The 22,534-nt window shown below is 35.9% G+C and carries 28 protein-coding genes; 23 read left to right on the plus strand and 5 right to left on the minus strand.

Annotation, left to right across the window (positions count from 1 at the left end; translation table 11 throughout):
• Positions 1–4: 4 nt before the first annotated feature.
• The 5 genes from ICJ84_RS02575 to ICJ84_RS02595 all read right to left on the minus strand — a co-directional run bounded on the left by ICJ84_RS02575 (position 5) and on the right by ICJ84_RS02595 (position 10,533).
• Positions 5–3,274 (minus strand): SusC/RagA family TonB-linked outer membrane protein, encoded by a 3,270-nt coding sequence (locus ICJ84_RS02575; protein ID WP_188214793.1) that lies wholly within the window; start codon positions 3,272–3,274, stop codon positions 5–7.
• A 209-nt stretch (positions 3,275–3,483) separates the two neighbouring features.
• Complete coding sequence (locus ICJ84_RS02580) at positions 3,484–3,690, minus strand: hypothetical protein (RefSeq protein WP_188214794.1); 207 nt, start codon at positions 3,688–3,690, stop codon at positions 3,484–3,486.
• A 210-nt stretch (positions 3,691–3,900) separates the two neighbouring features.
• Complete coding sequence (locus tag ICJ84_RS02585; RefSeq protein WP_188214795.1) at positions 3,901–5,517, minus strand: RagB/SusD family nutrient uptake outer membrane protein; 1,617 nt, start codon at positions 5,515–5,517, stop codon at positions 3,901–3,903.
• A 29-nt stretch (positions 5,518–5,546) separates the two neighbouring features.
• Positions 5,547–8,675, minus strand: coding sequence for a SusC/RagA family TonB-linked outer membrane protein (locus ICJ84_RS02590; protein WP_188214796.1), 3,129 nt, complete (start codon positions 8,673–8,675; stop codon positions 5,547–5,549).
• A 163-nt stretch (positions 8,676–8,838) separates the two neighbouring features.
• Positions 8,839–10,533 (minus strand): BamA/TamA family outer membrane protein, encoded by a 1,695-nt coding sequence (locus ICJ84_RS02595; RefSeq protein WP_317173640.1) that lies wholly within the window; start codon positions 10,531–10,533, stop codon positions 8,839–8,841.
• Between the two features lie 178 nt (positions 10,534–10,711).
• Here ICJ84_RS02595 and rpsL point away from each other — a divergent pair, with 178 nt between their 5' ends.
• The 23 genes from rpsL to rpmD all read left to right on the plus strand — a co-directional run bounded on the left by rpsL (position 10,712) and on the right by rpmD (position 22,524).
• On the plus strand, positions 10,712–11,086 hold the full coding sequence (gene rpsL, locus ICJ84_RS02600) for a 30S ribosomal protein S12 (RefSeq protein ID WP_188214797.1): 375 nt from the start codon (positions 10,712–10,714) through the stop codon (positions 11,084–11,086).
• Between the two features lie 22 nt (positions 11,087–11,108).
• On the plus strand, positions 11,109–11,585 hold the full coding sequence (gene rpsG, locus ICJ84_RS02605; RefSeq protein ID WP_188214798.1) for a 30S ribosomal protein S7: 477 nt from the start codon (positions 11,109–11,111) through the stop codon (positions 11,583–11,585).
• 6 nt (positions 11,586–11,591) lie between these two features.
• Positions 11,592–13,718: an elongation factor G gene (fusA, locus tag ICJ84_RS02610; protein WP_188214799.1), complete on the plus strand. Its 2,127-nt coding sequence runs from the start codon at positions 11,592–11,594 to the stop codon at positions 13,716–13,718.
• Between the two features lie 11 nt (positions 13,719–13,729).
• Positions 13,730–14,035 carry a 30S ribosomal protein S10 gene (gene rpsJ, locus ICJ84_RS02615; protein ID WP_188214800.1) on the plus strand — a complete coding sequence of 102 codons (306 nt, stop codon included), beginning with the start codon at positions 13,730–13,732 and terminating at the stop codon, positions 14,033–14,035.
• Between the two features lie 128 nt (positions 14,036–14,163).
• A complete protein-coding gene (rplC, locus tag ICJ84_RS02620; protein ID WP_188214801.1) occupies positions 14,164–14,781 on the plus strand; it encodes a 50S ribosomal protein L3 in 618 nt (205 codons plus the stop codon).
• Positions 14,781–15,410: a 50S ribosomal protein L4 gene (gene rplD, locus ICJ84_RS02625; RefSeq protein ID WP_188214802.1), complete on the plus strand. Its 630-nt coding sequence runs from the start codon at positions 14,781–14,783 to the stop codon at positions 15,408–15,410. The genes rplC and rplD overlap by 1 nt, the downstream gene beginning before the upstream one ends.
• Before the next feature lie 5 nt (positions 15,411–15,415).
• Positions 15,416–15,706 (plus strand): 50S ribosomal protein L23, encoded by a 291-nt coding sequence (gene rplW, locus ICJ84_RS02630; protein ID WP_188214803.1) that lies wholly within the window; start codon positions 15,416–15,418, stop codon positions 15,704–15,706.
• A 10-nt stretch (positions 15,707–15,716) separates the two neighbouring features.
• Complete coding sequence (gene rplB / locus ICJ84_RS02635) at positions 15,717–16,541, plus strand: 50S ribosomal protein L2 (RefSeq protein ID WP_188214804.1); 825 nt, start codon at positions 15,717–15,719, stop codon at positions 16,539–16,541.
• A gap of 3 nt (positions 16,542–16,544) precedes the next feature.
• Positions 16,545–16,823, plus strand: a complete 279-nt coding sequence (rpsS, locus tag ICJ84_RS02640; RefSeq protein ID WP_188214805.1) for a 30S ribosomal protein S19 — start codon at positions 16,545–16,547, stop codon at positions 16,821–16,823.
• Between the two features lie 6 nt (positions 16,824–16,829).
• Positions 16,830–17,237, plus strand: coding sequence for a 50S ribosomal protein L22 (rplV, locus tag ICJ84_RS02645; protein ID WP_188214806.1), 408 nt, complete (start codon positions 16,830–16,832; stop codon positions 17,235–17,237).
• A 9-nt stretch (positions 17,238–17,246) separates the two neighbouring features.
• Complete coding sequence (rpsC, locus tag ICJ84_RS02650) at positions 17,247–17,969, plus strand: 30S ribosomal protein S3 (RefSeq protein ID WP_188214807.1); 723 nt, start codon at positions 17,247–17,249, stop codon at positions 17,967–17,969.
• A 21-nt stretch (positions 17,970–17,990) separates the two neighbouring features.
• Positions 17,991–18,410 (plus strand): 50S ribosomal protein L16, encoded by a 420-nt coding sequence (rplP, locus tag ICJ84_RS02655; RefSeq protein ID WP_188214808.1) that lies wholly within the window; start codon positions 17,991–17,993, stop codon positions 18,408–18,410.
• A 13-nt stretch (positions 18,411–18,423) separates the two neighbouring features.
• Positions 18,424–18,615: a 50S ribosomal protein L29 gene (rpmC, locus tag ICJ84_RS02660; RefSeq protein WP_188214809.1), complete on the plus strand. Its 192-nt coding sequence runs from the start codon at positions 18,424–18,426 to the stop codon at positions 18,613–18,615.
• A 12-nt stretch (positions 18,616–18,627) separates the two neighbouring features.
• A complete protein-coding gene (gene rpsQ, locus ICJ84_RS02665; protein ID WP_044637136.1) occupies positions 18,628–18,885 on the plus strand; it encodes a 30S ribosomal protein S17 in 258 nt (85 codons plus the stop codon).
• 2 nt (positions 18,886–18,887) lie between these two features.
• Positions 18,888–19,256 carry a 50S ribosomal protein L14 gene (gene rplN / locus ICJ84_RS02670; protein ID WP_188214810.1) on the plus strand — a complete coding sequence of 123 codons (369 nt, stop codon included), beginning with the start codon at positions 18,888–18,890 and terminating at the stop codon, positions 19,254–19,256.
• 15 nt (positions 19,257–19,271) lie between these two features.
• Positions 19,272–19,583 carry a 50S ribosomal protein L24 gene (gene rplX / locus ICJ84_RS02675; protein ID WP_188214811.1) on the plus strand — a complete coding sequence of 104 codons (312 nt, stop codon included), beginning with the start codon at positions 19,272–19,274 and terminating at the stop codon, positions 19,581–19,583.
• Positions 19,584–19,585: 2 nt separating this feature from the next.
• Entirely contained in the window at positions 19,586–20,137 is a 552-nt protein-coding gene (gene rplE, locus ICJ84_RS02680; RefSeq protein ID WP_188214812.1) for a 50S ribosomal protein L5, read from the plus strand.
• A 3-nt stretch (positions 20,138–20,140) separates the two neighbouring features.
• Positions 20,141–20,410, plus strand: coding sequence for a 30S ribosomal protein S14 (gene rpsN, locus ICJ84_RS02685; protein WP_188214813.1), 270 nt, complete (start codon positions 20,141–20,143; stop codon positions 20,408–20,410).
• Between the two features lie 72 nt (positions 20,411–20,482).
• A complete protein-coding gene (rpsH, locus tag ICJ84_RS02690) occupies positions 20,483–20,881 on the plus strand; it encodes a 30S ribosomal protein S8 (RefSeq protein ID WP_188214814.1) in 399 nt (132 codons plus the stop codon).
• An 11-nt stretch (positions 20,882–20,892) separates the two neighbouring features.
• Positions 20,893–21,435, plus strand: a complete 543-nt coding sequence (gene rplF / locus ICJ84_RS02695; protein WP_188214815.1) for a 50S ribosomal protein L6 — start codon at positions 20,893–20,895, stop codon at positions 21,433–21,435.
• Between the two features lie 10 nt (positions 21,436–21,445).
• Positions 21,446–21,802 (plus strand): 50S ribosomal protein L18, encoded by a 357-nt coding sequence (gene rplR, locus ICJ84_RS02700; RefSeq protein ID WP_188214816.1) that lies wholly within the window; start codon positions 21,446–21,448, stop codon positions 21,800–21,802.
• Positions 21,803–21,807: 5 nt separating this feature from the next.
• A complete protein-coding gene (rpsE, locus tag ICJ84_RS02705; RefSeq protein ID WP_188214817.1) occupies positions 21,808–22,332 on the plus strand; it encodes a 30S ribosomal protein S5 in 525 nt (174 codons plus the stop codon).
• A 12-nt stretch (positions 22,333–22,344) separates the two neighbouring features.
• Positions 22,345–22,524, plus strand: a complete 180-nt coding sequence (rpmD, locus tag ICJ84_RS02710) for a 50S ribosomal protein L30 (protein ID WP_188214818.1) — start codon at positions 22,345–22,347, stop codon at positions 22,522–22,524.
• The last annotated feature ends 10 nt before the right edge of the window (positions 22,525–22,534 follow it).

The raw sequence follows: 22,534 nt of genomic DNA on the forward strand, positions 1-22,534 counted from the left end.
GTTTTTAAATTCCTATTTGTACTTTAAATCCATAAGTTCTAGTTGTTGGTATAAAACTACCTTCAATTCCTTGTACATTACCAGAACCATTAACGGTAACTTCAGGATCTAAGCCTTTGTAGTCTAAACCAAATGTCCATAAGTTTCTTCCGTATAATGAAAAACGTAATGATTTAATATGTTTTAATTTACTAACATTAAGCTCGTAGCCTAGGGCTAGCTCTCTTAGTTTTATGTAATCTGCATCAAACACACTTTGTGCACTGGGCATTCCGAAACCATGATAATGCCTTGCGGCCCATCCTTGTCCGGAAACATATTTTTCATTTGGAGCTGTATTGGATACGGTATAGGTACCATCGTTATTAAACGTAACATCGCCTGTAACTCCATTCAAACGAATACCTCCATCTTCGCTTACTGGATCTCGAATTTCGTTGCCTTTATCATTTACAGCTGCAGTAGGCGCCCAGATACCTGCATAGTGCCCCCACATATGAGAAACAGAATAGAATTTACCACCTTTCTGTATATCAAATAGAAATGTTAAATCTAAATTTTTGTATTTAAATGAGTTTCTTATACCCATGTTGTAATCAGGAATTACAGATCCAAGGGGTACAAGATTTGGTGTTCTTAACCAATATCCATTATCACCAACTAGTTTATTTCCACTGTCATCGTAAAGAAAATCGTACCCCCAAAGTTGACCATAAGGTTCACCTACACTTGCTCTTAATGTTACCCCATCGAAGGGAGCGCTTCCAAGGTCCATTGCGTCGATTCCCTCTAAAATTTCTTTAACCTCGTTATTTATTTTTGTGTAGTTTATGTTAACATCCCAGCTAAAGTTTTCTGTTTTTAAAGGCGTGCCATTTAATGATATTTCAATACCATTATTTGTAATTTCACCTGCGTTGATAAATTTACCATTGTATCCTGATGCTTTCGAGACTTCTAATGGGATAATTTGATCTGTAGTAATGTTGTTGAAGTAAGTGAAATCTATGCCAAGTCGGTTTTTAAACATTTTAGTTTCGATACCAACCTCCCAAGTTTCAGTTCTTTCAGGCTTTAATTCGCTATTAAGTAAGTCTTCAGGGGTAAAGATTCTTGGAGTACCTTGGAAGGTTCCATCAGTGTTGAATCGATAAGTTGAAATAACGTTGTAAGGATCTGTATCTTTGGCTATACTAGCCCATCCAGCTCTTATTTTTCCATAATTTAACCAAGAGACGTTTAAGGGTTCAGAAAATAAAAAGCTTAAAGATACTGATGGGTAAAAATAGGAATTATTATCATTAGGTAAAGCGGAAGACCAATCGTTTCGAGCAGTTAAATCTAGAAATAGCATATTTTTAAATCCTAAACTTGCACTTCCAAAAATACTGTTGATGTTTTTTTTTGTTGTTTCATCATCCACTAATACGTTTCCAGCGGAATTTAATAAATTATATAATCCAGCAACGACTAGGCCTCCTGAGGTTTCTCCTTTGTTCATATGTAGTCTTTGTTTTAGTTTGTTTACTCCAAATAAGGCTGTCATATGAAAAGTTTCACTTAACTTCTTGTCGAAATTTAATGTGGTTTCAAAATTGTATTCGTAATTATTTCTTACAGTTTCAGAAAAATAAGATTGAGCCTGTGAGCCAACTGCAACACGTTCTCTATTGTAGAATGTATATACGTCTCCACTAACTCTACCTCCTAAAGTTAATCCTTCTGTTAATTCATAACTCAAGCTGAAGTTACCAAACAATCGATCTCTTTCATCGTCACTATAACTTTCATATGCAGCCCAATGATGATTGTCTGAATAGTGAGGTGTTGGGTCGTCCCAAGAATTTCTATTCCATGAGCGTTGTGAACCGTCACTATTTAAATATTTACGTGATCGATGATAGTCTATTTGTCTTTGGGTCCATTGGAATAGGGTTTGTCCTAGTGGGCTACCGTATGGTTGGTTGCTTGCAGGGTATCCTAGCAAAGGTCTACCTAACGCGCTTGTTCTTGCGTAATTCATTGATCCAACTACAGTTAATTTGTTGGATATTTTGGTATTACCATTCAGGGAAATATTATTTTTTAGGATTTCTGAATTTGGTGTTACACCTTCCGTTTTTGTATTTGTATAACTAAACCTCAAACCAGAATTAGAATTTGTTTTTGTTATAGAAAGAGAGTTTACAGTAGATACCCCAGTCTCAAAAAAATCACGAACACCGTGTTTAGGCGCTACCCATGGACGAGGCTTTAAATAATCTTCAGGGTAATCCTCGCTAAATGCGTCCCAGTGTAATACAGAAATGTTGGGATTATATCTAGGTCCCCAACTTTCATCAACCCCATATTGGACAACTTTATAATCTGTGCCATTTATATTTGCGACTTCAAAGCCATCAACTCCTCCATTTGCATCGCTAATAACTGCTCCACCACCGTATTTGTTTTGTAAATCGGGCATAAGGTAAACACTTTCAAAATTTACAGATGAACTAATGTTAATGTTGAAAGAATCAATACCGGCTTTACCTTTCTTAGTATTAATAATGATGACACCATTTGCTGCTCTTGAACCATAAAGTGCGGCCGCTGTACCTTTAAGAACGGAAATGCTTTCAATGTCATCTGGGTTTATATCATTTAAAGTGTTACCATAATCAAATCCTCCACTGCCTTCTTGAGTAGCATCATCATTGAAGTTAGAATTGTCTAACGGAAGTCCGTCTAATACAATAAGTGGTTGGTTTTCACCAAAGAAAGAGCTGGCTCCGCGGATGACTATTCTTTTGGAACCACCCATGTTTGAAGAGGATGTAAGTTGAACACCTGATACACGACCAGCAAGTGAGCTAACGACATCTGTTTGTTGCGACTTATTGAGCTCTTCAGAGTTAACTTCCTGTATGGCATAGCCTAGAGATTTTTTCTCTCTAGATATTCCCAAGGCGGTAACAACTACTTCTTCAAGAGATTCTGCAGATTCAGATAATTTGACATCAATAGTGTTTGATGTTCCAATTTTCAATTCCTGATTTGAATATCCAACATAACTAAAAACCAAGGTTTGACCTTGGTTAGCTGTTATGGAATAGTTACCATCAAAATCTGAGGAAGTACCTGTTGAGGTGCCTTTAATTAGGACTGTTGCTCCTGGTAAAGGCATTCCTGTAGGGTCTGTTATTTTACCTGAAATTGTTTTTTCTTGTGCAAATGTTAATTGCACAATAAACGCTATCAGTAGCGTTAGGATTCCACTGAACTTTGTTTTCATAATAATATTATTTGAATTAGTCAAGTGTAATTTCTTAAAATTTTCTTAAAAAAGCAAATAAAATTGTCTGAAATGCAATATAATCGATTGTTTTTTAGCTTTTTATGGTTAAAAGAGGGCTTGTAAACTTAGGTGTATCTTAGAATTTGAGATTTTAAATACGGTATTCTCATTTTTGCCATTGGCTTAATTTAATTTAAAAGTCCTTCTTATGTAAGAATACCGAATCCGAATCCGTAGAGTTTTTCTTTGGTGTTTGTGATTTGGTTTTGGTAGTGAGTGAAATCTGTAATAGAATGAATGTAAATTGCATTGCTAAATTGATAGCGGTATTCTGTATTTATCACATTGAATAGACTAGCATAAATACTGTTTTCTTCAAAACCTCTAATGGAATTGATAAATCCAAATCGCATGAGCTCGTTTTCAAGCTAGCTAGGTGTTAGAGTTTAGAAGAGTGCTTGTCAATATAAAGAACAGGTAGTTGTATTGGTAGTTGGTTTGTTGTTGTTTAGATTTTTGATAGTTTTAGGATGTCTATATTGATTATTTGGTTAATTATACAAAAAAAAAGGGTTAATCATTAAATTAACCCTTTTTCATATTTCTTTTGTATTAGTTAAACCTTAGTTTTGGTCTGCCTCAGTTAGAAATGGATTTGCATCAAGTTCTTTTTGAGGAATTTTAAAAATCCAATTGTCATTAACAGATGGTTTAGCTTGCATAAAACCATCTTGATACAATACTTGTGCAGCCCCTGAATTTGACTGGTCTAAACCTTCATCCCATCTAATGTTATCGTGGTAGCTAAATCCTTCTCCCCATAACTCTACACGTCTTTGCCATTTAATTTCATCCATAAGTGAAGTTTGTGTTGAAAAGGCTGTTTTATCGAAACCAGAGTCCCTAGCAGAACCTAAGATATCCAATGCGTTTTGTGCTCCATTAATGTCGTTTAACATAGCTTTGGCTTCAGCTTCAATTAAAACCATTTCAGAAGAACGCATGTAAATAACATCATCTGGATCTGTTGATCCAGGGTTTTTTAATTGGAATTTCACATTCATGTAAGGATGTGTGTTGTGAGCAGACGTTGCTCCGTACTCCGCTATGATAGCGGCTTTGGCAGCGGCAAAATCAGCAGCATTGTCATAATTAGGGTCTGTTTCGTAACTGCCTCCCTGATCGTTTGACGCGGCAGGATTTGTGTTGGGAGCCAGTGGTAGCCAGGCTTTGTTTCTATAATCGGTAGCAGGAATTCTGTCGTACAATTCTTTACTGATTAATTTAGGGTTACTTCTGTTCTGGCTTCCATTAAAAGAAAAGGCAACATAGTAAAAGTAAGACTGGAAGAAATTAGATTCGGTATCGATCACTTGAGCTCCCCAAATTACTTCAGATAAATCAACAGTGTTAAAACCAGACATCCATCCACTCTCGTCTAAAAGCGGGTAACCACTTCTGGCTAATGCAGCATTATCAGCAGCTACTTTCCAATCTCCTTTTGATAAAGCAATTCGGGCTTTTATTCCATAAGCAGCATTTAAAGAAATATGAGATTTGTCCTCAGGTGCACTAGCATTTTTTAAATGATTAATAGCCATGTCTATGTCAGTATAAATTTGAGTGTATACATCTTCAACGGTTCCTCTAGGGGCACCTTCGTAAGGCGCACCTTCGTTGAGTATTAGTGGTACACCAGGATCTGTGCTTGGGTCTCCAACCAAATATCCTTTAGAAAAAGTAGTAACTAATCTCCAATAAGACCAAGCACGGTATGCATAAGCTTGACCTACAACATTATTAAGTTTTGCCGTTTCTATGAAATTACCACCAGAAACTCTATTGATAATTGCGTTAGAAACTTCTATAAAATGGTAACGTTGGAACCAAAGATTGAAGTTAGTTGTTGCGTTAGGGTTCACATGAGAAATCCATTGTAAATCTGATCTCATCCATCCATTACCCGGTGAAGAGTGAATAATGTTTCCTCCAACAGCATCAAACATTGGTATAAAGTGACTTTCTCCCGATCGGCTGGATTCACCCCCTGTGAGTTGATTTTGTCCATACATCATCCTATGCAGTCCATTAACAACAAGGTACATGTTGTCTTCATTAGAAAGTGCTGTAGATTCAGAGATTGAATCTGTTGGTGCGGTTTCTAGATACTCCTCTGTACAGCCCACAAAAACCATGGCTACAAAGGCAAGCAGGTATATATATTTTTTATTACGTATCATGTTTGTATGTTTTATTATAAAATTTAAAATTAAAATGCCACATTAACGCCTATAGAAATAACTCTATTAGGGTTGTAATCATTCCCTTCTGGTGTACCCGCTAAGTTATACTGAGGGTTTAAACCTGTTCTTTTGGCAAACATTAGTAAGTTTTCTCCGGTAACGAATAATCTTAATTTATCTACACCTATTTGTTCAGCTGTTGATGAACTTAAGTTGTAAGCTAAATTTACATTTCTTAAAGCTAAGTAAGAAGCATCAGTTAACCATCTCGAAGATAATCTTTGTGCTAAGTTGGTATTACTATTTTCCATTCTTGGAACGTTAGTAATATCTCCTGGGTTTTTCCAGGCATTTAAAGCATCAGGGTGAAGTGATTCTCCGTATGCTCCCTCATGCATCATATCTGCATATCCATAATCTAAAATATCACCTCCAATTTGGTAAGTAAATAAGAAGTTAAGATCTATATTTCCAAATGAGAAGTTGTTTGTAATAGAACCAATTAAGTCAGGAACAGCACTTGCTCCCACATAACCTTTACCTGCTTCAGACCAACTGTTGGTTGTTGCATGCGTTCCGTTTTCGTTTAGAACAGGGATACCTACTTTACCATCTATTTCTTCGTACTTATAGTATAAAGCATCACCGTTGCTAGGGTCAACTCCCGCATAGTCATATAAGAAGAAATCAAATCGAGAACGTCCTTCTTCCCAACGTTTAGACCCGTCAATGAATGGGCTAGGAAGATATGTGATTTCATTTTTAAGTGTTGAAGCATTGATTCCTAGGTTCCATTCAAAGTTTTTAGAATCTACAATTAGACCATTTAATCCAATTTCAAAACCTTGGTTGTATAAGTCTCCTACGTTGTCAGGAGCTTCAACTTGTCCTTCTGAAGGAGGAATAGGTACATTATATAATAAATCTGAAGATACTTTTTTGTAGAATTCAAAAGCACCTGTTAAACGGTTGTTAAACAAACCAAATTCTAAAGCAATGTCCCAGCTAGAGGATGTTTCCCATTGTAGTTCGGCATTACCGGTAGTGTCCCATCTAAGTCCAGGAGTACCTGCGTTAGGATAAATTGCATATAATGGTTGAGAAATGTAATAGTTGCCTAATTGATCGTTACCAACCTCACCATAAGAGCCACGAAGTTTTAAGTTGTTTATAAATGAAACATCTTTCATAAACCCTTCTTGGCTAATTCTCCATGATCCTCCTAAAGAGTAGAAAGTCCCCCACTTGTTATTTGTAAACACAGAAGAGCCGTCTCTTCTAGCTGAAGCGCTTAGGTAATACTTGTTGTTAAAGTTATAGTTAAGTCGACCTAAAAAACCTTCAAGTTTATAATCTGTACTACTTCCGCTAGCATCAAGTACTACAGAGAAGTTGTCTAACTCGTAGATTCCGGAAATGGTTTCTGTACTTTTAAAAGCGCTATTTTCAGTATAATTTCTATCGAAATTCTCGTGACCTAAAGTTAAGTCAAAGTTGTGGTTTCCAAAAGATTTGTTGTAAGTGATTAACTGGTTAAAGTTTTCAACAGTTCTTCTGAATCTAGTATCTTCAAAACGAGCGTTAGGTGCGCCATCACCAACTTCCGCATTTTCATAACTTTTGTTGTAGCTATCCTGAATGTCTTGACCGTAAATTAAGCTTACTTTTAAGCCTTCAATGATGGTGAAGTCAGCATTATATCTAAAGCCATAGTTATTTCTTTTCGTTAATTCTTCATTTAGGATTGCTTCTTCTAAAGCATTACGTCCTACGCTTGTAGGTCTTGAAGAAATTCCAAGGGAAGAAATACTTTCGCCGCGATCCCATCTAATGTTACCTGCTTCATCTCTAATGTAATCTCCTGTTGACGGGTCTAGTAAGTAAGGAGAGTAGATAGATCCCATATTTTTGGCAAATCCAAAAACGTTTGCAATTGAGCTACCTCTAGAAGGCGAACCTTTGAATTTCTCACTAGAGAAATTAATATTACCGCCCATAGATAACCATTTAGTCGCATTGAATGAACCACTTAAACGACCTGTTGTTCTATCATACCCACTTTCAATAACATAACCTTTTTCGCTAAGGTTAGAAGCAGAGAAAAATACTGAATGATTTTCTCCGCCACCAGAAACATTAATAGAGTGGTTTTGTCTGCTTCCAGTACGCTCAAGAGCATCATACCAATTAAGATCTCTTGCAATTAGATTGGCATTTGGATTTAATTTACCATCAGTGCCTACAATTTGATCGTTTGGTACATCAAATGGATTTCTTCCTAATCGGTTGAAAATGGTAGCTGAAGCCTGAGTTGCAGCGGCTGCATCACCTCCTAAAGAGTTTTTGTAAGATTGCCACATTAATTCATAATATTCACCAGGAGAAACTGTATCGTATTCGTCAATGGCTTTGGTGATAACACCAAATTGACTTGTAGCATTTACTGTTATTCCAGATGATTTTTTGCCTTTTTTAGTTGTGATAATAACAACACCATTAGCTGCACGTGAACCGTACAATGATGTAGAAGCAGCATCTTTTAAAACTGTGATAGATTCGATGTCATCCTGATTTAAAGTACTCAGTCCTCCTTGAAATGAAACACCATCAACGATGAAAAGAGGGTCTGTATCTCCATTTAAAGTACCAACACCTCTAATAACGATACTTGGAGATGATCCTGGGGAACCGGAACCTGATAAAAATTGAACCCCTGTAGCATTACCTTCTATGGCAGCAATCGGAGACGTAAGTGGTCTAAGCTCTAAACTTTCAGCTTCTACAACACTTGCCGATCCGGTAAAAGCTTCTTTTGTAGTTGTTCCGAAAGCGACTACAACAACTTCCTCTAAGGCCGCAGCATCTTCCTTCATTGTAACGTTAATGCTATTAGATGCTCCAACTGTAATTTCTTGGGTGGTGTATCCAACAAAGCTAAAGACCAGTACGCTGCCTTGGTTAGCTTTAATGGCATATTTTCCATCAAAGTCTGTTGATGTACCTGAAGTTGTTCCTTTAACAACAACTGTGGCTCCTGGGAGCGCTAATCCAGAATCGTCAGAGACAATACCTGAAATTGTTTTTTCTTGTGCATAACTTAAGTGCACGACAAACGCTAGTAATAGCGTTAGAATTCCACTAAACTTTGTTTTCATTTTATAATTATTTGAATTAGTCGGTGGTAAAAGTGATAAATAAAAGTTAATAAAACAATAAAAATTAGTTAATTATCAATAACGTAAAAAGTGTTGCTTGTACTCTTATTACTGTAGTTTTCAGAATTTTTTTGACGAGGAGTTTTGAGGGGTTATTGTTTTCTTAAAAAGTAGCTACTAAACTTATGTGTATCTTAGAATTTGAGATTTTAAATACGGTATTCTCATTTTTGCCGTTGGCGTAATTTAATTTTAAAAGTCCTGCTTTTGTAAGAAAACCGAATCCGAATCCGAATCCGTAGAGTTTTTCTTTGGTGTTTGTGATTTGGTTTTGGTAGTAAGCGAAATCGGTAATAGAATGAATGTAAATTGCATTGCTAACTTTATAGCGGTATTCTGTATTTATCACATTGAATAGATTAGCGTAAATACTGTTTTCTTCAAAACCTCTAATGGAATTGATGCCTCCAAATCGCATCAGTTCGTTATCTAGGTAGGTGTCAGAGTTTAGAATACTGCTTGTTAATTTAAAGAACAGGCTGTTTTTAAAGTTGATGTTTAAAATTTTAAAGGCTTCAATGTTAAAGAGAGATTGGTGAGTTTTTGTGTTGTTGTGTTCGCGACGACCGAAGTTTGTTTCCAAGTAAAATTTTGTGTTAATCGGAAAAAGCGGATCTTCAGTTTGGTAGCTCATAAACTCATAAGCTATATTGTGGTAGTTGGTTTTGTAATCGGTTAGTGAGATAGAGGTGTTTTCAGAAAGCAAGTTGTTAGATTCTGTAAAAGTAACACCAGTATAAATTTTATGTTTAGGATTGATTTGGTAATGTAATTTGGCAGATTGATTTACGGTGGTGAATGATGAATCTTTTTTGAAAATTCTTAATAACACATCTAAACCAATGGGTGTTTTAAATAAATAAGGTAACGAGGTGTTTACTTCAAATGTTTTTTGTTCGTTTTCATCACTCTTATATAATAGTCTTAAAGTTTCCCCGTAGTTTAGATTGTTAGTTAGATTCAGGTTTAAGTATCCGTCAAATTGCAACTGGTTGGTGTCTTCGTTTGTACCAAAGCCTAAAAATCCATCAAACGCATTGCTTTTGGTTTTTTCTAAGTACAGGTATAAGGTTGTGGAGTCTTTAGAAAATAGTACTTCCGGAGATTTGCTTTCAGAGGCAAATCTTAAATTGTTTAGTCGAGCAGTTTTTTCTTTGGTTTCGTTTAAATTAAATGTTTGTCCTGCTTTTATTTTTAGATAATATTTTAAATAGGATTGAGGAAACTTATCGTAACCTTTAATGATAATATTGTTAATTTCTCTTTTTTGATTTTCAGAAGTAGATAGTAATCTTCCTCTTAAACTGTGTTTGTCAGTTATTCTTATGTTGGAAAGTTGTAGTTGCGCAAAAGGGAAGCCTTTTTCGACTTGTTTGGTGTTGATGTAATTTAAAGTTTGTTCAATGTTTGAGAATTCAATTTTAAAATATTCAGGTGTTATTGTTTTGGATAGTGATTTGAGAATCTCTGAATCAATAGTTGTGTCCTTATAATTTAGGTATATAGATTTATACTGTGTTTTTAAATTGAAAATCGTAGAGAAGGTTGAGTCGTTTAATTTTAGAATATCCTCATACTTATTTTCGATGTACCCGAGTTTGTAAAGTTGGTTTTGAAGGCTGTCAATTTCTTTTTTTACCGATAAAAAGTTAGGATGTGTTTTTATGTAGTTTAATGAATCTATAGTTGTGGTTTCTTTTTCGCTACTCCCTGTAATAGTTAGGTGTAAGTTTTGGCTAATCAGTTTAGTAGCTAAAACAAGGTTAAAAAGAAGTAGAATGATAATTTTTTTTATCACAATTAAAGAAAGCGAATTTTTTATGTAAATCTAATTGAAATGCCACATATAAAAATTAAGATGCTATATTTTTTTAAATTCTGTTGAAAATTAATGATTTAGGATTTGAATTTTAAAATTTAATTTCTACCTTTGCAGCCCTCTTAAAAGAGGATTGAAAAATTTATATAATATTTATATGCCAACAATTCAACAATTAGTACGAATAGGAAGAGCCAAAATAACCAAGAAGAGTAAATCGGCTGCTTTAGATTCGTGTCCACAGAGACGTGGGGTTTGTACGCGTGTTTATACTACAACGCCTAAGAAACCAAACTCAGCAATGCGTAAAGTTGCAAGGGTAAGGTTAACTAACGGTAATGAAGTAAATGCTTACATCCCAGGTGAAGGTCACAATCTACAAGAGCACTCGATAGTATTGGTTAGAGGTGGAAGGGTAAAAGATTTACCAGGAGTTAGATATCACATCGTTCGTGGTGCTTTAGACACAGCAGGTGTGCAAGGTAGAACGCAACGTAGATCTAAGTATGGTGCAAAACGCCCTAAGAAGTAATTTAAAACTTTAAGAAGAAGACATGAGAAAAAGACAAGCGAAAAAAAGACCGCTTTTACCAGATCCACGTTTTAACGATCAGTTAGTAACGCGTTTTGTTAACATGATGATGTGGGATGGAAAGAAGTCTGTAGCTTTTAAAGTGTTCTATGATGCTATTGATATTGTAGAGTCTAAAAAAACTGACGAAGAAAAAACAGCTTTAGAGACTTGGAAAGATGCTTTATCTAATGTGATGCCTCACGTAGAAGTACGTAGCCGTCGTGTTGGTGGTGCAACATTCCAAATTCCAATGCAAATTCGTCCAGATCGTAAAGTATCAACTGCGATGAAATGGTTAATTAGTTATTCTCGCAAGAGAAACGAAAAATCTATGGCGCAGCGTTTAGCTTCAGAAATCTTAGCGGCAGCTAAAGAAGAAGGAGCGGCGGTTAAGAAAAGAGTTGATACTCACAAAATGGCGGAAGCTAACAAAGCATTCTCTCACTTTAGATTTTAATAAGAAATGGCAAGAGATTTAAAATTCACAAGAAATATTGGTATTGCTGCTCACATTGATGCTGGTAAAACAACAACAACTGAGCGTATACTTTATTATACTGGAGTTTCTCACAAGATAGGTGAGGTGCACGATGGTGCTGCAACTATGGACTGGATGGAGCAAGAGCAAGAGCGTGGTATTACTATCACATCTGCTGCTACAACCTGTACATGGAACTTCCCATTAGAGAATGGTCAGCCAACGGATGAAACTAAAGGTTACCACTTTAATATTATCGATACTCCAGGTCACGTTGACTTTACTGTAGAGGTAAATCGTTCTTTACGTGTATTAGATGGTTTAGTATTCTTATTTAGTGCGGTTGATGGTGTTGAGCCACAATCTGAAACTAACTGGAGACTTGCTGATAACTATAAAGTACCACGTATTGGTTTCGTTAACAAGATGGACCGTCAAGGATCTAACTTCTTAGCAGTATGTCAACAAGTGAAAGACATGTTAAAATCTAACGCGGTGCCAATCGTATTAAACATTGGTGACGAAGCAGATTTTAAAGGTATAGTTGATTTAGTTAAGAATAGAGCTATTGTATGGCATGACGAAACTCAAGGGGCAACTTTTGATGTTATCGACATTCCAGAAGATATGAAAGAAGAAGCACGTAAATACCGCGCGCTTTTAATCGAAGAGGTAGCTTCATACGATGAGAACTTATTAGAGAAATTCATGGAAGATGAAGATTCTATTACAGAAGAAGAAGTGCACGCTGCACTTAGAGCTGCTGTAATGGATATGGCTATCATTCCAATGATCTGTGGTTCTTCATTCAAAAATAAAGGAGTACAGTTTTTATTAGATGCTGTATGTCGTTATTTACCTTCTCCATTAGATAGAGATAGTGTAGTAGGAACAAATCCTGAAACAGACAAAGAAGAGAGACGTAAGCCTTCTGTAGATGAGCCATTTGCTGCCTTAGCATTTAAAATTGCTACAGATCCTTTCGTAGGTCGTTTAGCATTCTTCCGTGCTTATTCAGGTCGTTTAGATGCAGGTTCTTATATCTTAAACAACCGTTCTGGTAAAAAAGAGCGTATCTCTCGTATTTACCAAATGCACTCTAATAAACAAAATCCAATCGAGTTTATCGAAGCTGGAGATATTGGTGCAGCTGTAGGATTTAAAGATATCAAGACTGGTGATACTATGTCTGATGAGAAACATCCTATCGTTTTAGAATCTATGAACTTCCCTGATCCGGTAATCGGTATCGCGGTTGAGCCTAAAACTAAGGCTGACGTAGATAAATTAGGTATGGCTTTATCTAAATTAGCTGAAGAAGATCCAACATTTACAGTAAGAACTGATGAAGCTTCAGGACAGACTATTATTTCTGGAATGGGTGAGCTTCACTTAGATATTATTGTTGACCGTCTTAAACGTGAGTTTAAAGTTGAAGTGAATCAAGGTCAGCCACAAGTAGAGTACAAAGAGGCTATTACTAAACGTGCAGAACACAGAGAAGTTTACAAGAAACAATCTGGTGGACGTGGTAAATTTGCTGATATCGTATTTACACTTGAGCCAGCTGAAGAAGGTAAAATTGGTTTAGAATTCGTTTCAGAAATTAAGGGTGGTAACGTTCCTAAAGAATTTATCCCTTCAATCGAGAAAGGATTCAAAATGGCTATGGTAAATGGTCCATTAGCAGGATACGAAGTTGATGCTATGAAAGTAACATTAACAGATGGTTCTTACCACGATGTGGATTCGGATCAGTTATCATTCGAATTAGCTGCTAAGTTAGGATTTAAAGCTGCTGCTAAAGCTGCTAAAGCTGTAATCATGGAGCCAATCATGAAACTTGAGGTAATTACTCCTGAAGAAAACATGGGTGACATTGTAGGAGATTTAAATAGAAGAAGAGGTCAAGTAAGTGACATGGGGGATAGAGCTGGTGCAAAAACTGTAAAAGCTACTGTACCATTATCAGAAATGTTTGGTTATGTAACTACATTAAGAACATTATCTTCTGGTCGTGCAACATCAACTATGGAATTTTCACACTACGCTGAAACTCCTTCAAACATATCTGAAGAGGTAATTAAAGCAGCTAAAGGCGTTGAAGCTTAAAATCTAAGAAAATGAGTCAAAAAATTAGAATAAAATTAAAATCGTACGATCACAATTTAGTAGACAAGTCTGCTGATAAGATTGTAAAGACAGTAAAAAATACTGGCGCTGTAGTTACTGGACCAATTCCATTACCTACTAACAAAAAAATCTTTACTGTTTTACGTTCTCCACACGTAAACAAGAAGTCTAGAGAGCAGTTCCAATTAAGTTCTTACAAGAGATTAATGGATATCTACTCTTCGTCTTCTAAAACAATTGATGCTTTAATGAAGCTTGAATTACCAAGTGGCGTTGAAGTAGAGATTAAAGTTTAAGTAGAACAATCGACATGTCCTTAACGACTGGTTAAGGAAAAACGGAAAAATACAATTCAAGGCTGAAACGTATTTTTGGCCTTGAGTTTTTTTAATAACAAATAGTAATAATTAATAAATAATTTAATATGTCTGGGTTAATTGGAAAAAAAATCGGTATGACCAGCATTTTCGATGAAAATGGGAAAAACATTCCTTGTACAGTAATCGAAGCAGGTCCATGTATCGTTACCCAAGTCAGAACCACTGAAGTTGACGGCTATGAAGCTATTCAATTAGGTTTCGATGACGCGACAGAAAAAAGCGCAACTAAAGCTGACTTAGGTCATGCTAAAAAGGCTGGAACTTCTGTAAAGCGTAAAACTGTTGAGTTCAAAGGTTTTGGTGAGGAGTACAAATTAGGTGATGCAATCACTGTAGATCATTTTGTTGAAGGAGAGTTCGTTGATATTTCAGGAACTTCTAAAGGTAAAGGATTCCAAGGGGTTGTAAAACGTCACGGTTTTGGTGGTGTAGGTCAAGCGACTCACGGTCAGCACAACCGTTTAAGAGCTCCAGGTTCTATTGGTGCGGCTTCATATCCTGCAAGAGTATTTAAAGGAATGAAAATGGCCGGAAGAATGGGTAATGATCAAGTGAAAGTTGAAAATTTAAGAGTTTTAAAAGTAGTTCCAGAAAAGAACCTACTTGTGGTTAAAGGATGTGTTCCTGGACACAAAAACGCTTATGTAATTATTAGAAAGTAATGGAAGTAGCAGTTTTAGATATAAACGGAAAAGATACTGGAAGAAAGGCGAACCTTTCTAATGAAGTATTTGCTATTGAGCCTAATAATCATGCAGTATATTTGGATGTTAAACAATATTTAGCAAACCAAAGACAAGGAACTCACAAATCTAAAGAAAGAGCTGAGATTTCTGGAAGTACTCGCAAGATTAAAAAGCAAAAAGGAACAGGTACTGCTAGAGCGGGTAGCATTAAGTCTGGAGTGTTTAAAGGTGGTGGACGTATGTTTGGTCCAAGACCAAGAAACTATAGCTTCAAACTTAACAAAAACGTTAAACGTTTAGCACGTAAATCAGCGTTAAGTATTAAAGCAGGAGAGCAATCAATAGTTGTGTTAGAAGATTTCAACTTTGAAACTCCAAAAACTAAGAACTTCACAGCGGTGCTAAAAGCCTTAAACTTAGAGAATAAAAAATCTTTATTCGTGTTGGGTGCGTCAAATAATAATGTATATTTGTCGTCACGCAATTTACAAGGGTCTGAAGTTATAACTGCTTCAGAATTAAACACTTACAAGATTTTAAATGCAAGTCAGGTAGTTGTTTTAGAAGGCGCTTTAGAAGGAATTGAAACAAATTTAAGTAAATAGAAACCATGAGTATCTTAATTAAACCTATAATCACAGAGAAAGCGACTGCAGATAGCGAGTTAAGAAACTGCTATACTTTCGCAGTGAACACTAAGGCGAACAAGATAGAAATCAAGAAAGCGGTAGAAGCTGCTTACGGTGTTTCTGTTGAAAAAGTTCGTACTATAAATGTCCGTCCAGAAAGAAGAACGCGTTATACAAAAACAGGTCTTCAACATGGTAAAACAAATGCTGTTAAAAAAGCAATTGTACAACTGGCGGAAGGTGAAATGATTGATTTATACAGTAACATGTAATTAAAGACAAATGTCAGTAAGAAAATTAAAACCAATCACACCAGGGCAGCGTTTTAGAGTAGTTAATGGTTATGACGCCATTACTACTGATAAGCCGGAGAAAAGTTTATTAGCTCCGAAAAAAAGGTCTGGTGGTAGAAACAGTCAAGGAAAAATGACCATGCGTTATATCGGTGGTGGTCATAAAAAGAAGTATCGTATTATCGATTTCAAACGTAACAAAGCTGGAATCCCTGCTGAAGTTAAGTCTATCGAGTACGATCCAAACAGAACCGCTTTTATCGCATTATTGAATTATCAAGATGGCGAGAAGAGATATATCATTGCTCAAAACGGTTTACAAGTAGGTCAAACTGTAGTTTCAGGAGAGAACATCGCTCCAGAAATTGGAAATGCAATGCCTTTAAGTCAAATTCCTTTAGGAACAATTATTTCTTGTGTTGAGTTACGTCCTGGTCAAGGAGCTGTTATGGCTCGTAGTGCTGGTGCTTTTGCTCAGTTAATGGCAAGAGATGGTAAATTTGCAACTGTAAAATTACCTTCAGGCGAAACAAGATTAGTTTTAGTAAACTGTTTAGCAACTGTTGGAGCCGTGTCTAACTCAGATCACCAATTGTTAGTATCAGGTAAAGCTGGTAGAACAAGATGGTTGGGTAGAAGACCACGTACTAGACCAGTAGTTATGAACCCGGTTGATCACCCAATGGGTGGTGGTGAAGGACGTGCTTCAGGTGGACACCCACGTTCTAGAAACGGCGTTCCAGCTAAGGGTTACAGAACACGTTCTAAAAAGAACCCAACAAATAAGTATATTGTAGAACGTAGAAAGAAATAAGACATGGCAAGATCATTAAAAAAAGGACCTTACGTTCATTATAAATTAGAGAAAAAAGTAGCTGCTAATGTTGAAACTGGCAAAAAAACAGTAATCAAAACTTGGTCTCGTGCTAGTATGATTACTCCAGATTTCGTTGGTCAAACAATTGCAGTGCACAATGGCCGTCAATTCGTGCCAGTATATGTTACTGAAAACATGGTAGGTCATAAATTAGGAGAATTTTCACCAACACGTTCATTCCGTGGACATGCAGGTGCTAAAAACAAAGGTAAAAAGTAGTAAGCTATGGGAAGTCGTAAAAAACAAATGGCAGACGCTATTAAGGAAGAGAAAAAGCAAGTTGCTTTTGCTAAGCTTAATAATTGTCCTACGTCACCAAGAAAAATGCGCTTAGTAGCCGATTTAGTAAGAGGTGAAAAAGTTGAGAAAGCACTAAACATATTAAAATTTAGCCAAAAAGAAGCTTCAGGACGTTTAGAGAAATTGTTATTGTCTGCAATCGCAAACTGGCAATCTAAAAACGAAGATGCAAGCATCGAAGACGCTGAATTATTTGTAAAAGAGATTAGAGTAGATGGTGGATCTATGTTAAAGAGATTACGTCCAGCTCCTCAAGGTCGTGCACACAGAATAAGAAAACGTTCTAACCACGTAACTATCGTTGTTGGAGCTAACAATAACACACAAAGCTAAGATAGAAGTATGGGACAAAAAACAAATCCAATCGGAAATCGCTTAGGTATTATCAGAGGATGGGAATCTAACTGGTACGGAGGTAATGATTATGGAGATAAGCTTGCCGAAGACGATAAAATTAGAAAATACGTTCACGCGCGTTTATCTAAAGCTAGTGTAAGTAGAGTAATTATCGAGCGTACTCTAAAACTTGTAACCGTTACTATCACTACTGCTAGACCTGGTATTATTATCGGTAAAGGTGGACAAGAGGTAGACAAGTTAAAAGAAGAGCTTAAGAAAATTACTGGAAAAGAAGTTCAGATTAACATCTTTGAAATTAAAAGACCTGAACTTGACGCATTTTTAGTAGGATCTAGTATTGCTCGTCAAATTGAAAACAGAATTTCATACCGTCGTGCAATCAAGATGGCTATCGCTGCTACAATGCGTATGAACGCTGAAGGAATTAAAATCGAGATTAGTGGTCGTTTAAACGGAGCTGAGATGGCACGTTCTGAGCACTACAAAGAAGGTCGTATTCCTTTATCAACCTTTAGAGCCGATATTGATTATGCTTTAGTTGAGGCACACACTACTTATGGTAGATTAGGTGTTAAAGTATGGATCATGAAAGGTGAAGTATATGGTAAAAGAGAGCTTTCTCCGCTTGTTGGATTATCTAAGAAGCAAGGAAAAGGTGGAGCGCCAGGACGTGGTGGAAATTCAAAACCTCGTCGTAGAAAGTAATTTTTTATAAAGTAAAGAAAAATGTTACAGCCTAAAAGAACAAAATTTCGTAAGCAACAAAAAGGACGTATGAAAGGTCTTTCTCAAAGAGGACACCAACTTTCAAACGGAACTTTTGGAATAAAAGCATTAGACTCTGTGTTTATCACGTCTCGTCAAATAGAAGCTGCACGTATTGCTGCTACTCGTTACATGAAGAGAGAGGGGCAACTTTGGATTAAAATATTTCCAGACAAGCCTATCACTAAAAAGCCTCTTGAGGTACGTATGGGTAAAGGTAAAGGTGCTGTAGAATATTGGGTAGCAGTAGTTAAACCAGGAAGAGTATTATTTGAAATTGGAGGTGTGCCATTAGACGTAGCTCAAGAAGCATTACGTTTAGCAGCTCAAAAACTTCCAGTAAAAACTAAGTTTTTAATCGCTCGCGATTACGAAGCATAATTTATTTGATATTATGAAACAATCAGAAATTAAAGAATTATCAGTAGCCGAGTTACAAGAGAAACTTGGTGAAACAAAAAAGAGTTATTCAGACCTAACATTAGCTCATGCAATATCTCCTTTAGAGAATCCAATTCAATTACGTTCATTAAGAAGAACCGTAGCTAGAATTGCGACAGAATTAACTAAAAGAGAATTACAATAATTCTGCTAAAAGATGGAAACAAGAAATTTAAGAAAAGAACGTATAGGAGTTGTTACTAGTAACAAAATGCAGAAGTCAATTGTGGTTTCTGAAGTTAAAAAAGTAAAGCACCCTATGTATGGTAAGTTCGTGTTAAAAACTAAAAAATACGTTGCACACGACGAAACAAACGATTGTAACATTGGAGATACTGTAAGAATCATGGAAACACGACCTTTAAGTAAATCTAAATGTTGGAGATTAGTTGAAATCATAGAAAGAGCTAAATAATTATGGTACAGCAAGAATCAAGATTAAAGGTAGCAGACAACACTGGAGCTAAAGAAGTTTTAGTAATCCGTGTTCTAGGTGGTACAAAAAGAAGATATGCTTCTGTTGGAGATAAAATCGTTGTGTCTGTAAAAGATGCTACGCCTAACGGAAACGTAAAGAAGAAAGCAGTTTCTACTGCAGTTGTTGTACGTACTGTAAAAGAAGTAAGAAGACCAGACGGATCTTATATTAGATTCGACGATAACGCTTGTGTATTATTAAACCCAGCGGGTGAGATGAGAGGAACACGTGTATTTGGTCCTGTTGCTAGAGAGCTACGTGATAAACAATTCATGAAAATTGTATCATTAGCACCAGAAGTGCTTTAATACATTAAAATTAAGATGACAAAGCTTAAAATAAAAACTGGAGATACTGTTAAAGTAATTGCTGGAGACCATAAAGGTTCTGAAGGTAAAGTACAAAAGGTATTAATAGAAAAGAACAAAGCGATCGTTGAGGGGGTTAACTTGGTTAAGAAACACACTAAACCAAGTGCCCAAAACCCTCAAGGTGGTATCGTTGAAAAGGAAGCTCCTATTCACATTTCAAACTTAGCATTGTTAACCGCAAAAGGTGAAACAACAAGAGTAGGTTATAGAGTAGAAGGCGATAAAAAAGTAAGATTTTCTAAAAAATCTAATGAAGTATTATAGTTATGGCATATTCACCTAGACTTAAAGAAGAGTATAAAAGCAAAATAATTGCTGCTCTTACAGAAGAATTTGGATATAATAATGTAATGCAAGTTCCAAAACTAGAAAAGATTGTAATTTCTAAAGGTGTTGGAGCTGCAGTTGCAGACAAAAAGTTAATTGACTACGCAGTAGAAGAATTAACAACTATATCTGGACAAAAAGCGGTAGCAACTTTATCTAAAAAAGACGTTGCAACTTTTAAATTACGTAAAGGGATGCCAATTGGTGCTAAAGTAACTTTACGCGGAGAGAGAATGTACGAGTTTTTAGATCGTTTAGTAACTTCTGCCTTACCTCGAGTAAGAGATTTTAACGGTATTAAAGCAACTGGATTTGACGGACGTGGGAACTACAACTTAGGAATCACTGAGCAAATCATCTTCCCAGAGATTAATATTGACAAAGTTAATAGAATCTCAGGAATGGATATTACATTTGTAACATCAGCTGAAACCGATAAGGAAGCAAAATCATTATTAACCGAATTAGGATTACCTTTTAAAAAGAACTAAGTTATGGCTAAAGAATCAATGAAAGCCCGCGAGGTAAAAAGAGCAAAAACTGTAGCTAAATATGCTGAGAAACGTAAAGCTTTAAAAGAAGCTGGAGATTACGAAGCATTACAAAAGTTACCTAAAAATGCTTCTCCAGTTCGTCAGCATAATAGATGTAAATTAACAGGAAGACCTAGAGGTTATATGAGAACTTTCGGTATCTCACGTGTAACATTTAGAGAAATGGCTAACCAAGGTCTTATCCCTGGTGTTAAAAAAGCAAGTTGGTAATATTATTTTAAATAATCAGATTTAAGGTTCGGCTGCCAACGCCGAAAACCGAAATCACAAAATCAATTCATTATGTACACAGATCCAATAGCGGATTTTTTGACAAGAATTAGAAATGCAGTACGTGCTAACCACAGAGTGGTTGAAATACCTGCGTCTAATTTAAAGAAAGACATCACTAAAATATTATTCGAGCAAGGATATATTTTAAGTTACAAGTTTGATGATTCTACAGTACAAGGAACTATTAAAATAGCTCTTAAGTACAATAAAGAAACTAAAGAGCCTGTAATCAAGAAGATTGAAAGAGTAAGTAAACCAGGTTTACGTAAGTATGCAAGTTCGAAAGAACTTCCTAGAGTTCTTAACGGTCTTGGTATTGCCATCGTTTCTACTTCTCACGGAGTAATGACAGGTAAACAAGCCAAAAGAGACAATGTAGGTGGTGAAGTTTTATGTTACGTTTACTAAAAATATAAGATATGTCAAGAATAGGTAATAACCCAGTAGTAATTCCAAACGGAGTTACAGTTGATGTAAAAGACAACTTAATTACAGTAAAAGGAAAATTAGGTGAGTTAACTCAACCTTTCGAATCTGTAGAAATTAAAGTTGAAGATGCTAATGTTTTAGTAACACGTTCTTCTGATACTAAAGACCAAAAAGCTAAGCACGGTCTTTACAGAGCTTTAGTAAACAACATGATAAAAGGTGTTTCTGAAGGTTGGACGAAAGAATTAGAATTAGTTGGTGTAGGTTACAGAGCTAGCAACCAAGGAAACAAACTTGAGTTAGCTTTAGGTTTTTCTCATAATATTGTATTAGATTTAGCTGCTGAAGTTAAAGTTGAAACAGTATCTGAAAAAGGTAAAAACCCAATTGTAAAACTAACATCTCATGACAAACAACTTGTTGGACAAGTAGCTGCGAAAATTCGCGGATTTAGAAGACCAGAGCCATACAAAGGTAAAGGTATTAAGTTTGTTGGTGAAGTTTTAAGAAGAAAAGCAGGTAAATCAGCTTAATAAGTAAGTTATGGCATTGACAAAATACGAAAGAAGAATAAGAATTAAAAGCAGAATTCGTAAGATTGTTTCTGGAACAGAAGCAAGACCAAGATTAACTGTTTTTAGAAGTAATAAAGAAATTTATGCTCAAATTGTAGATGACGTAACTGGTAAAACTATCAGTGCTGCATCTTCAAGAGACAAAGAGATTAGTTCTGTGAAAACTACTAAAATAGAATTAGCTAAGTTAGTAGGTAAAACAGTTGCTGAGAAAGCTATGAAAGCTGGTGTAGAGACTATCGCTTTTGATAGAGGTGGATATTTATACCATGGTAGAGTAAAATCGTTAGCTGAAGGAGCTAGAGAAGCAGGACTTAAATTCTAAAAATTATGTTTCAAAAATATAAAAGCGCAGAGTTAGTAAAACCAGGTGGATTAGATCTTAAAGATCGTTTAGTTGGTGTACAAAGAGTTACCAAAGTAACAAAAGGAGGTAGAGCATTCGGTTTTTCAGCAATCGTAGTTGTAGGTGATGAGCACGGGGTTGTAGGTCAAGGTTTAGGGAAATCTAAAGACGTAGCAACGGCAATCGCTAAAGCTGTAGAAGATGCTAAGAAAAACTTAGTGAGAATTCCATTAAAAGGAAAAACATTACCTCACGAGCAAAAAGGTAAATTCGGAGGAGCTAGAGTAAACATTATGCCTGCGGCAGAAGGTACCGGTGTAATTGCTGGTGGTGCTGTAAGAACAGTGCTTGAAGCAGTTGGTGTACACGATGTATTATCTAAATCTCAAGGATCATCTAACCCTCATAACGTAGTAAAAGCAACTTTTGATGCTTTATTACAGTTAAGAGATGCTAACACGATTGCTAGAGATAGAGGTATTTCACTTGAACAAGTTTTTAAAGCTTAAAAATTTAAAGAGATGGCAAAAATTAAAGTTACAAAAGTTAAAAGCGCTATTAACAAGCCGCTTAGACAAAAAAGAGTACTTGAGTCTCTTGGATTAAGAAAGATTGGTCAAGTAGTAGAGCATGAAACCACGCCAAATATTCTTGGTATGGTTGCTAAAGTTTCACATTTAGTTTCTGTAGAAGAAGCTTAAAAATATAAAC

This window comes from Aestuariibaculum suncheonense, from assembly GCF_014596935.1.
GTDB classification, from domain to species: domain Bacteria; phylum Bacteroidota; class Bacteroidia; order Flavobacteriales; family Flavobacteriaceae; genus Aestuariibaculum; species Aestuariibaculum suncheonense.

What these genes read in the sequence shown, in the direction of transcription:
- rpsE (WP_188214817.1), top strand. Translation starts at nt 21,808, where the DNA reads ATGTTTCAAAAATATAAAAGCGCAGAGTTAGTAAAACCAGGTGGATTA.
- rplD (WP_188214802.1), top strand. Translation starts at nt 14,781, where the DNA reads ATGGAAGTAGCAGTTTTAGATATAAACGGAAAAGATACTGGAAGAAAG.
- rpsL (WP_188214797.1), top strand. Translation starts at nt 10,712, where the DNA reads ATGCCAACAATTCAACAATTAGTACGAATAGGAAGAGCCAAAATAACC.
- rplX (WP_188214811.1), top strand. Translation starts at nt 19,272, where the DNA reads ATGACAAAGCTTAAAATAAAAACTGGAGATACTGTTAAAGTAATTGCT.
- ICJ84_RS02575 (WP_188214793.1), bottom strand. Translation starts at nt 3,274, where the DNA reads ATGAAAACAAAGTTCAGTGGAATCCTAACGCTACTGATAGCGTTTATT.
- rplC (WP_188214801.1), top strand. Translation starts at nt 14,164, where the DNA reads ATGTCTGGGTTAATTGGAAAAAAAATCGGTATGACCAGCATTTTCGAT.
- rpsJ (WP_188214800.1), top strand. Translation starts at nt 13,730, where the DNA reads ATGAGTCAAAAAATTAGAATAAAATTAAAATCGTACGATCACAATTTA.
- rplE (WP_188214812.1), top strand. Translation starts at nt 19,586, where the DNA reads ATGGCATATTCACCTAGACTTAAAGAAGAGTATAAAAGCAAAATAATT.
- rpmD (WP_188214818.1), top strand. Translation starts at nt 22,345, where the DNA reads ATGGCAAAAATTAAAGTTACAAAAGTTAAAAGCGCTATTAACAAGCCG.
- rplN (WP_188214810.1), top strand. Translation starts at nt 18,888, where the DNA reads ATGGTACAGCAAGAATCAAGATTAAAGGTAGCAGACAACACTGGAGCT.
- rpsC (WP_188214807.1), top strand. Translation starts at nt 17,247, where the DNA reads ATGGGACAAAAAACAAATCCAATCGGAAATCGCTTAGGTATTATCAGA.
- rplF (WP_188214815.1), top strand. Translation starts at nt 20,893, where the DNA reads ATGTCAAGAATAGGTAATAACCCAGTAGTAATTCCAAACGGAGTTACA.
- rpsN (WP_188214813.1), top strand. Translation starts at nt 20,141, where the DNA reads ATGGCTAAAGAATCAATGAAAGCCCGCGAGGTAAAAAGAGCAAAAACT.
- rpsQ (WP_044637136.1), top strand. Translation starts at nt 18,628, where the DNA reads ATGGAAACAAGAAATTTAAGAAAAGAACGTATAGGAGTTGTTACTAGT.
- rpmC (WP_188214809.1), top strand. Translation starts at nt 18,424, where the DNA reads ATGAAACAATCAGAAATTAAAGAATTATCAGTAGCCGAGTTACAAGAG.
- ICJ84_RS02580 (WP_188214794.1), bottom strand. Translation starts at nt 3,690, where the DNA reads ATGCGATTTGGATTTATCAATTCCATTAGAGGTTTTGAAGAAAACAGT.
- rplR (WP_188214816.1), top strand. Translation starts at nt 21,446, where the DNA reads ATGGCATTGACAAAATACGAAAGAAGAATAAGAATTAAAAGCAGAATT.
- rplV (WP_188214806.1), top strand. Translation starts at nt 16,830, where the DNA reads ATGGGAAGTCGTAAAAAACAAATGGCAGACGCTATTAAGGAAGAGAAA.
- ICJ84_RS02590 (WP_188214796.1), bottom strand. Translation starts at nt 8,675, where the DNA reads ATGAAAACAAAGTTTAGTGGAATTCTAACGCTATTACTAGCGTTTGTC.
- rplW (WP_188214803.1), top strand. Translation starts at nt 15,416, where the DNA reads ATGAGTATCTTAATTAAACCTATAATCACAGAGAAAGCGACTGCAGAT.
- rplB (WP_188214804.1), top strand. Translation starts at nt 15,717, where the DNA reads ATGTCAGTAAGAAAATTAAAACCAATCACACCAGGGCAGCGTTTTAGA.
- rplP (WP_188214808.1), top strand. Translation starts at nt 17,991, where the DNA reads ATGTTACAGCCTAAAAGAACAAAATTTCGTAAGCAACAAAAAGGACGT.
- rpsH (WP_188214814.1), top strand. Translation starts at nt 20,483, where the DNA reads ATGTACACAGATCCAATAGCGGATTTTTTGACAAGAATTAGAAATGCA.
- rpsG (WP_188214798.1), top strand. Translation starts at nt 11,109, where the DNA reads ATGAGAAAAAGACAAGCGAAAAAAAGACCGCTTTTACCAGATCCACGT.
- rpsS (WP_188214805.1), top strand. Translation starts at nt 16,545, where the DNA reads ATGGCAAGATCATTAAAAAAAGGACCTTACGTTCATTATAAATTAGAG.
- fusA (WP_188214799.1), top strand. Translation starts at nt 11,592, where the DNA reads ATGGCAAGAGATTTAAAATTCACAAGAAATATTGGTATTGCTGCTCAC.
- ICJ84_RS02585 (WP_188214795.1), bottom strand. Translation starts at nt 5,517, where the DNA reads ATGATACGTAATAAAAAATATATATACCTGCTTGCCTTTGTAGCCATG.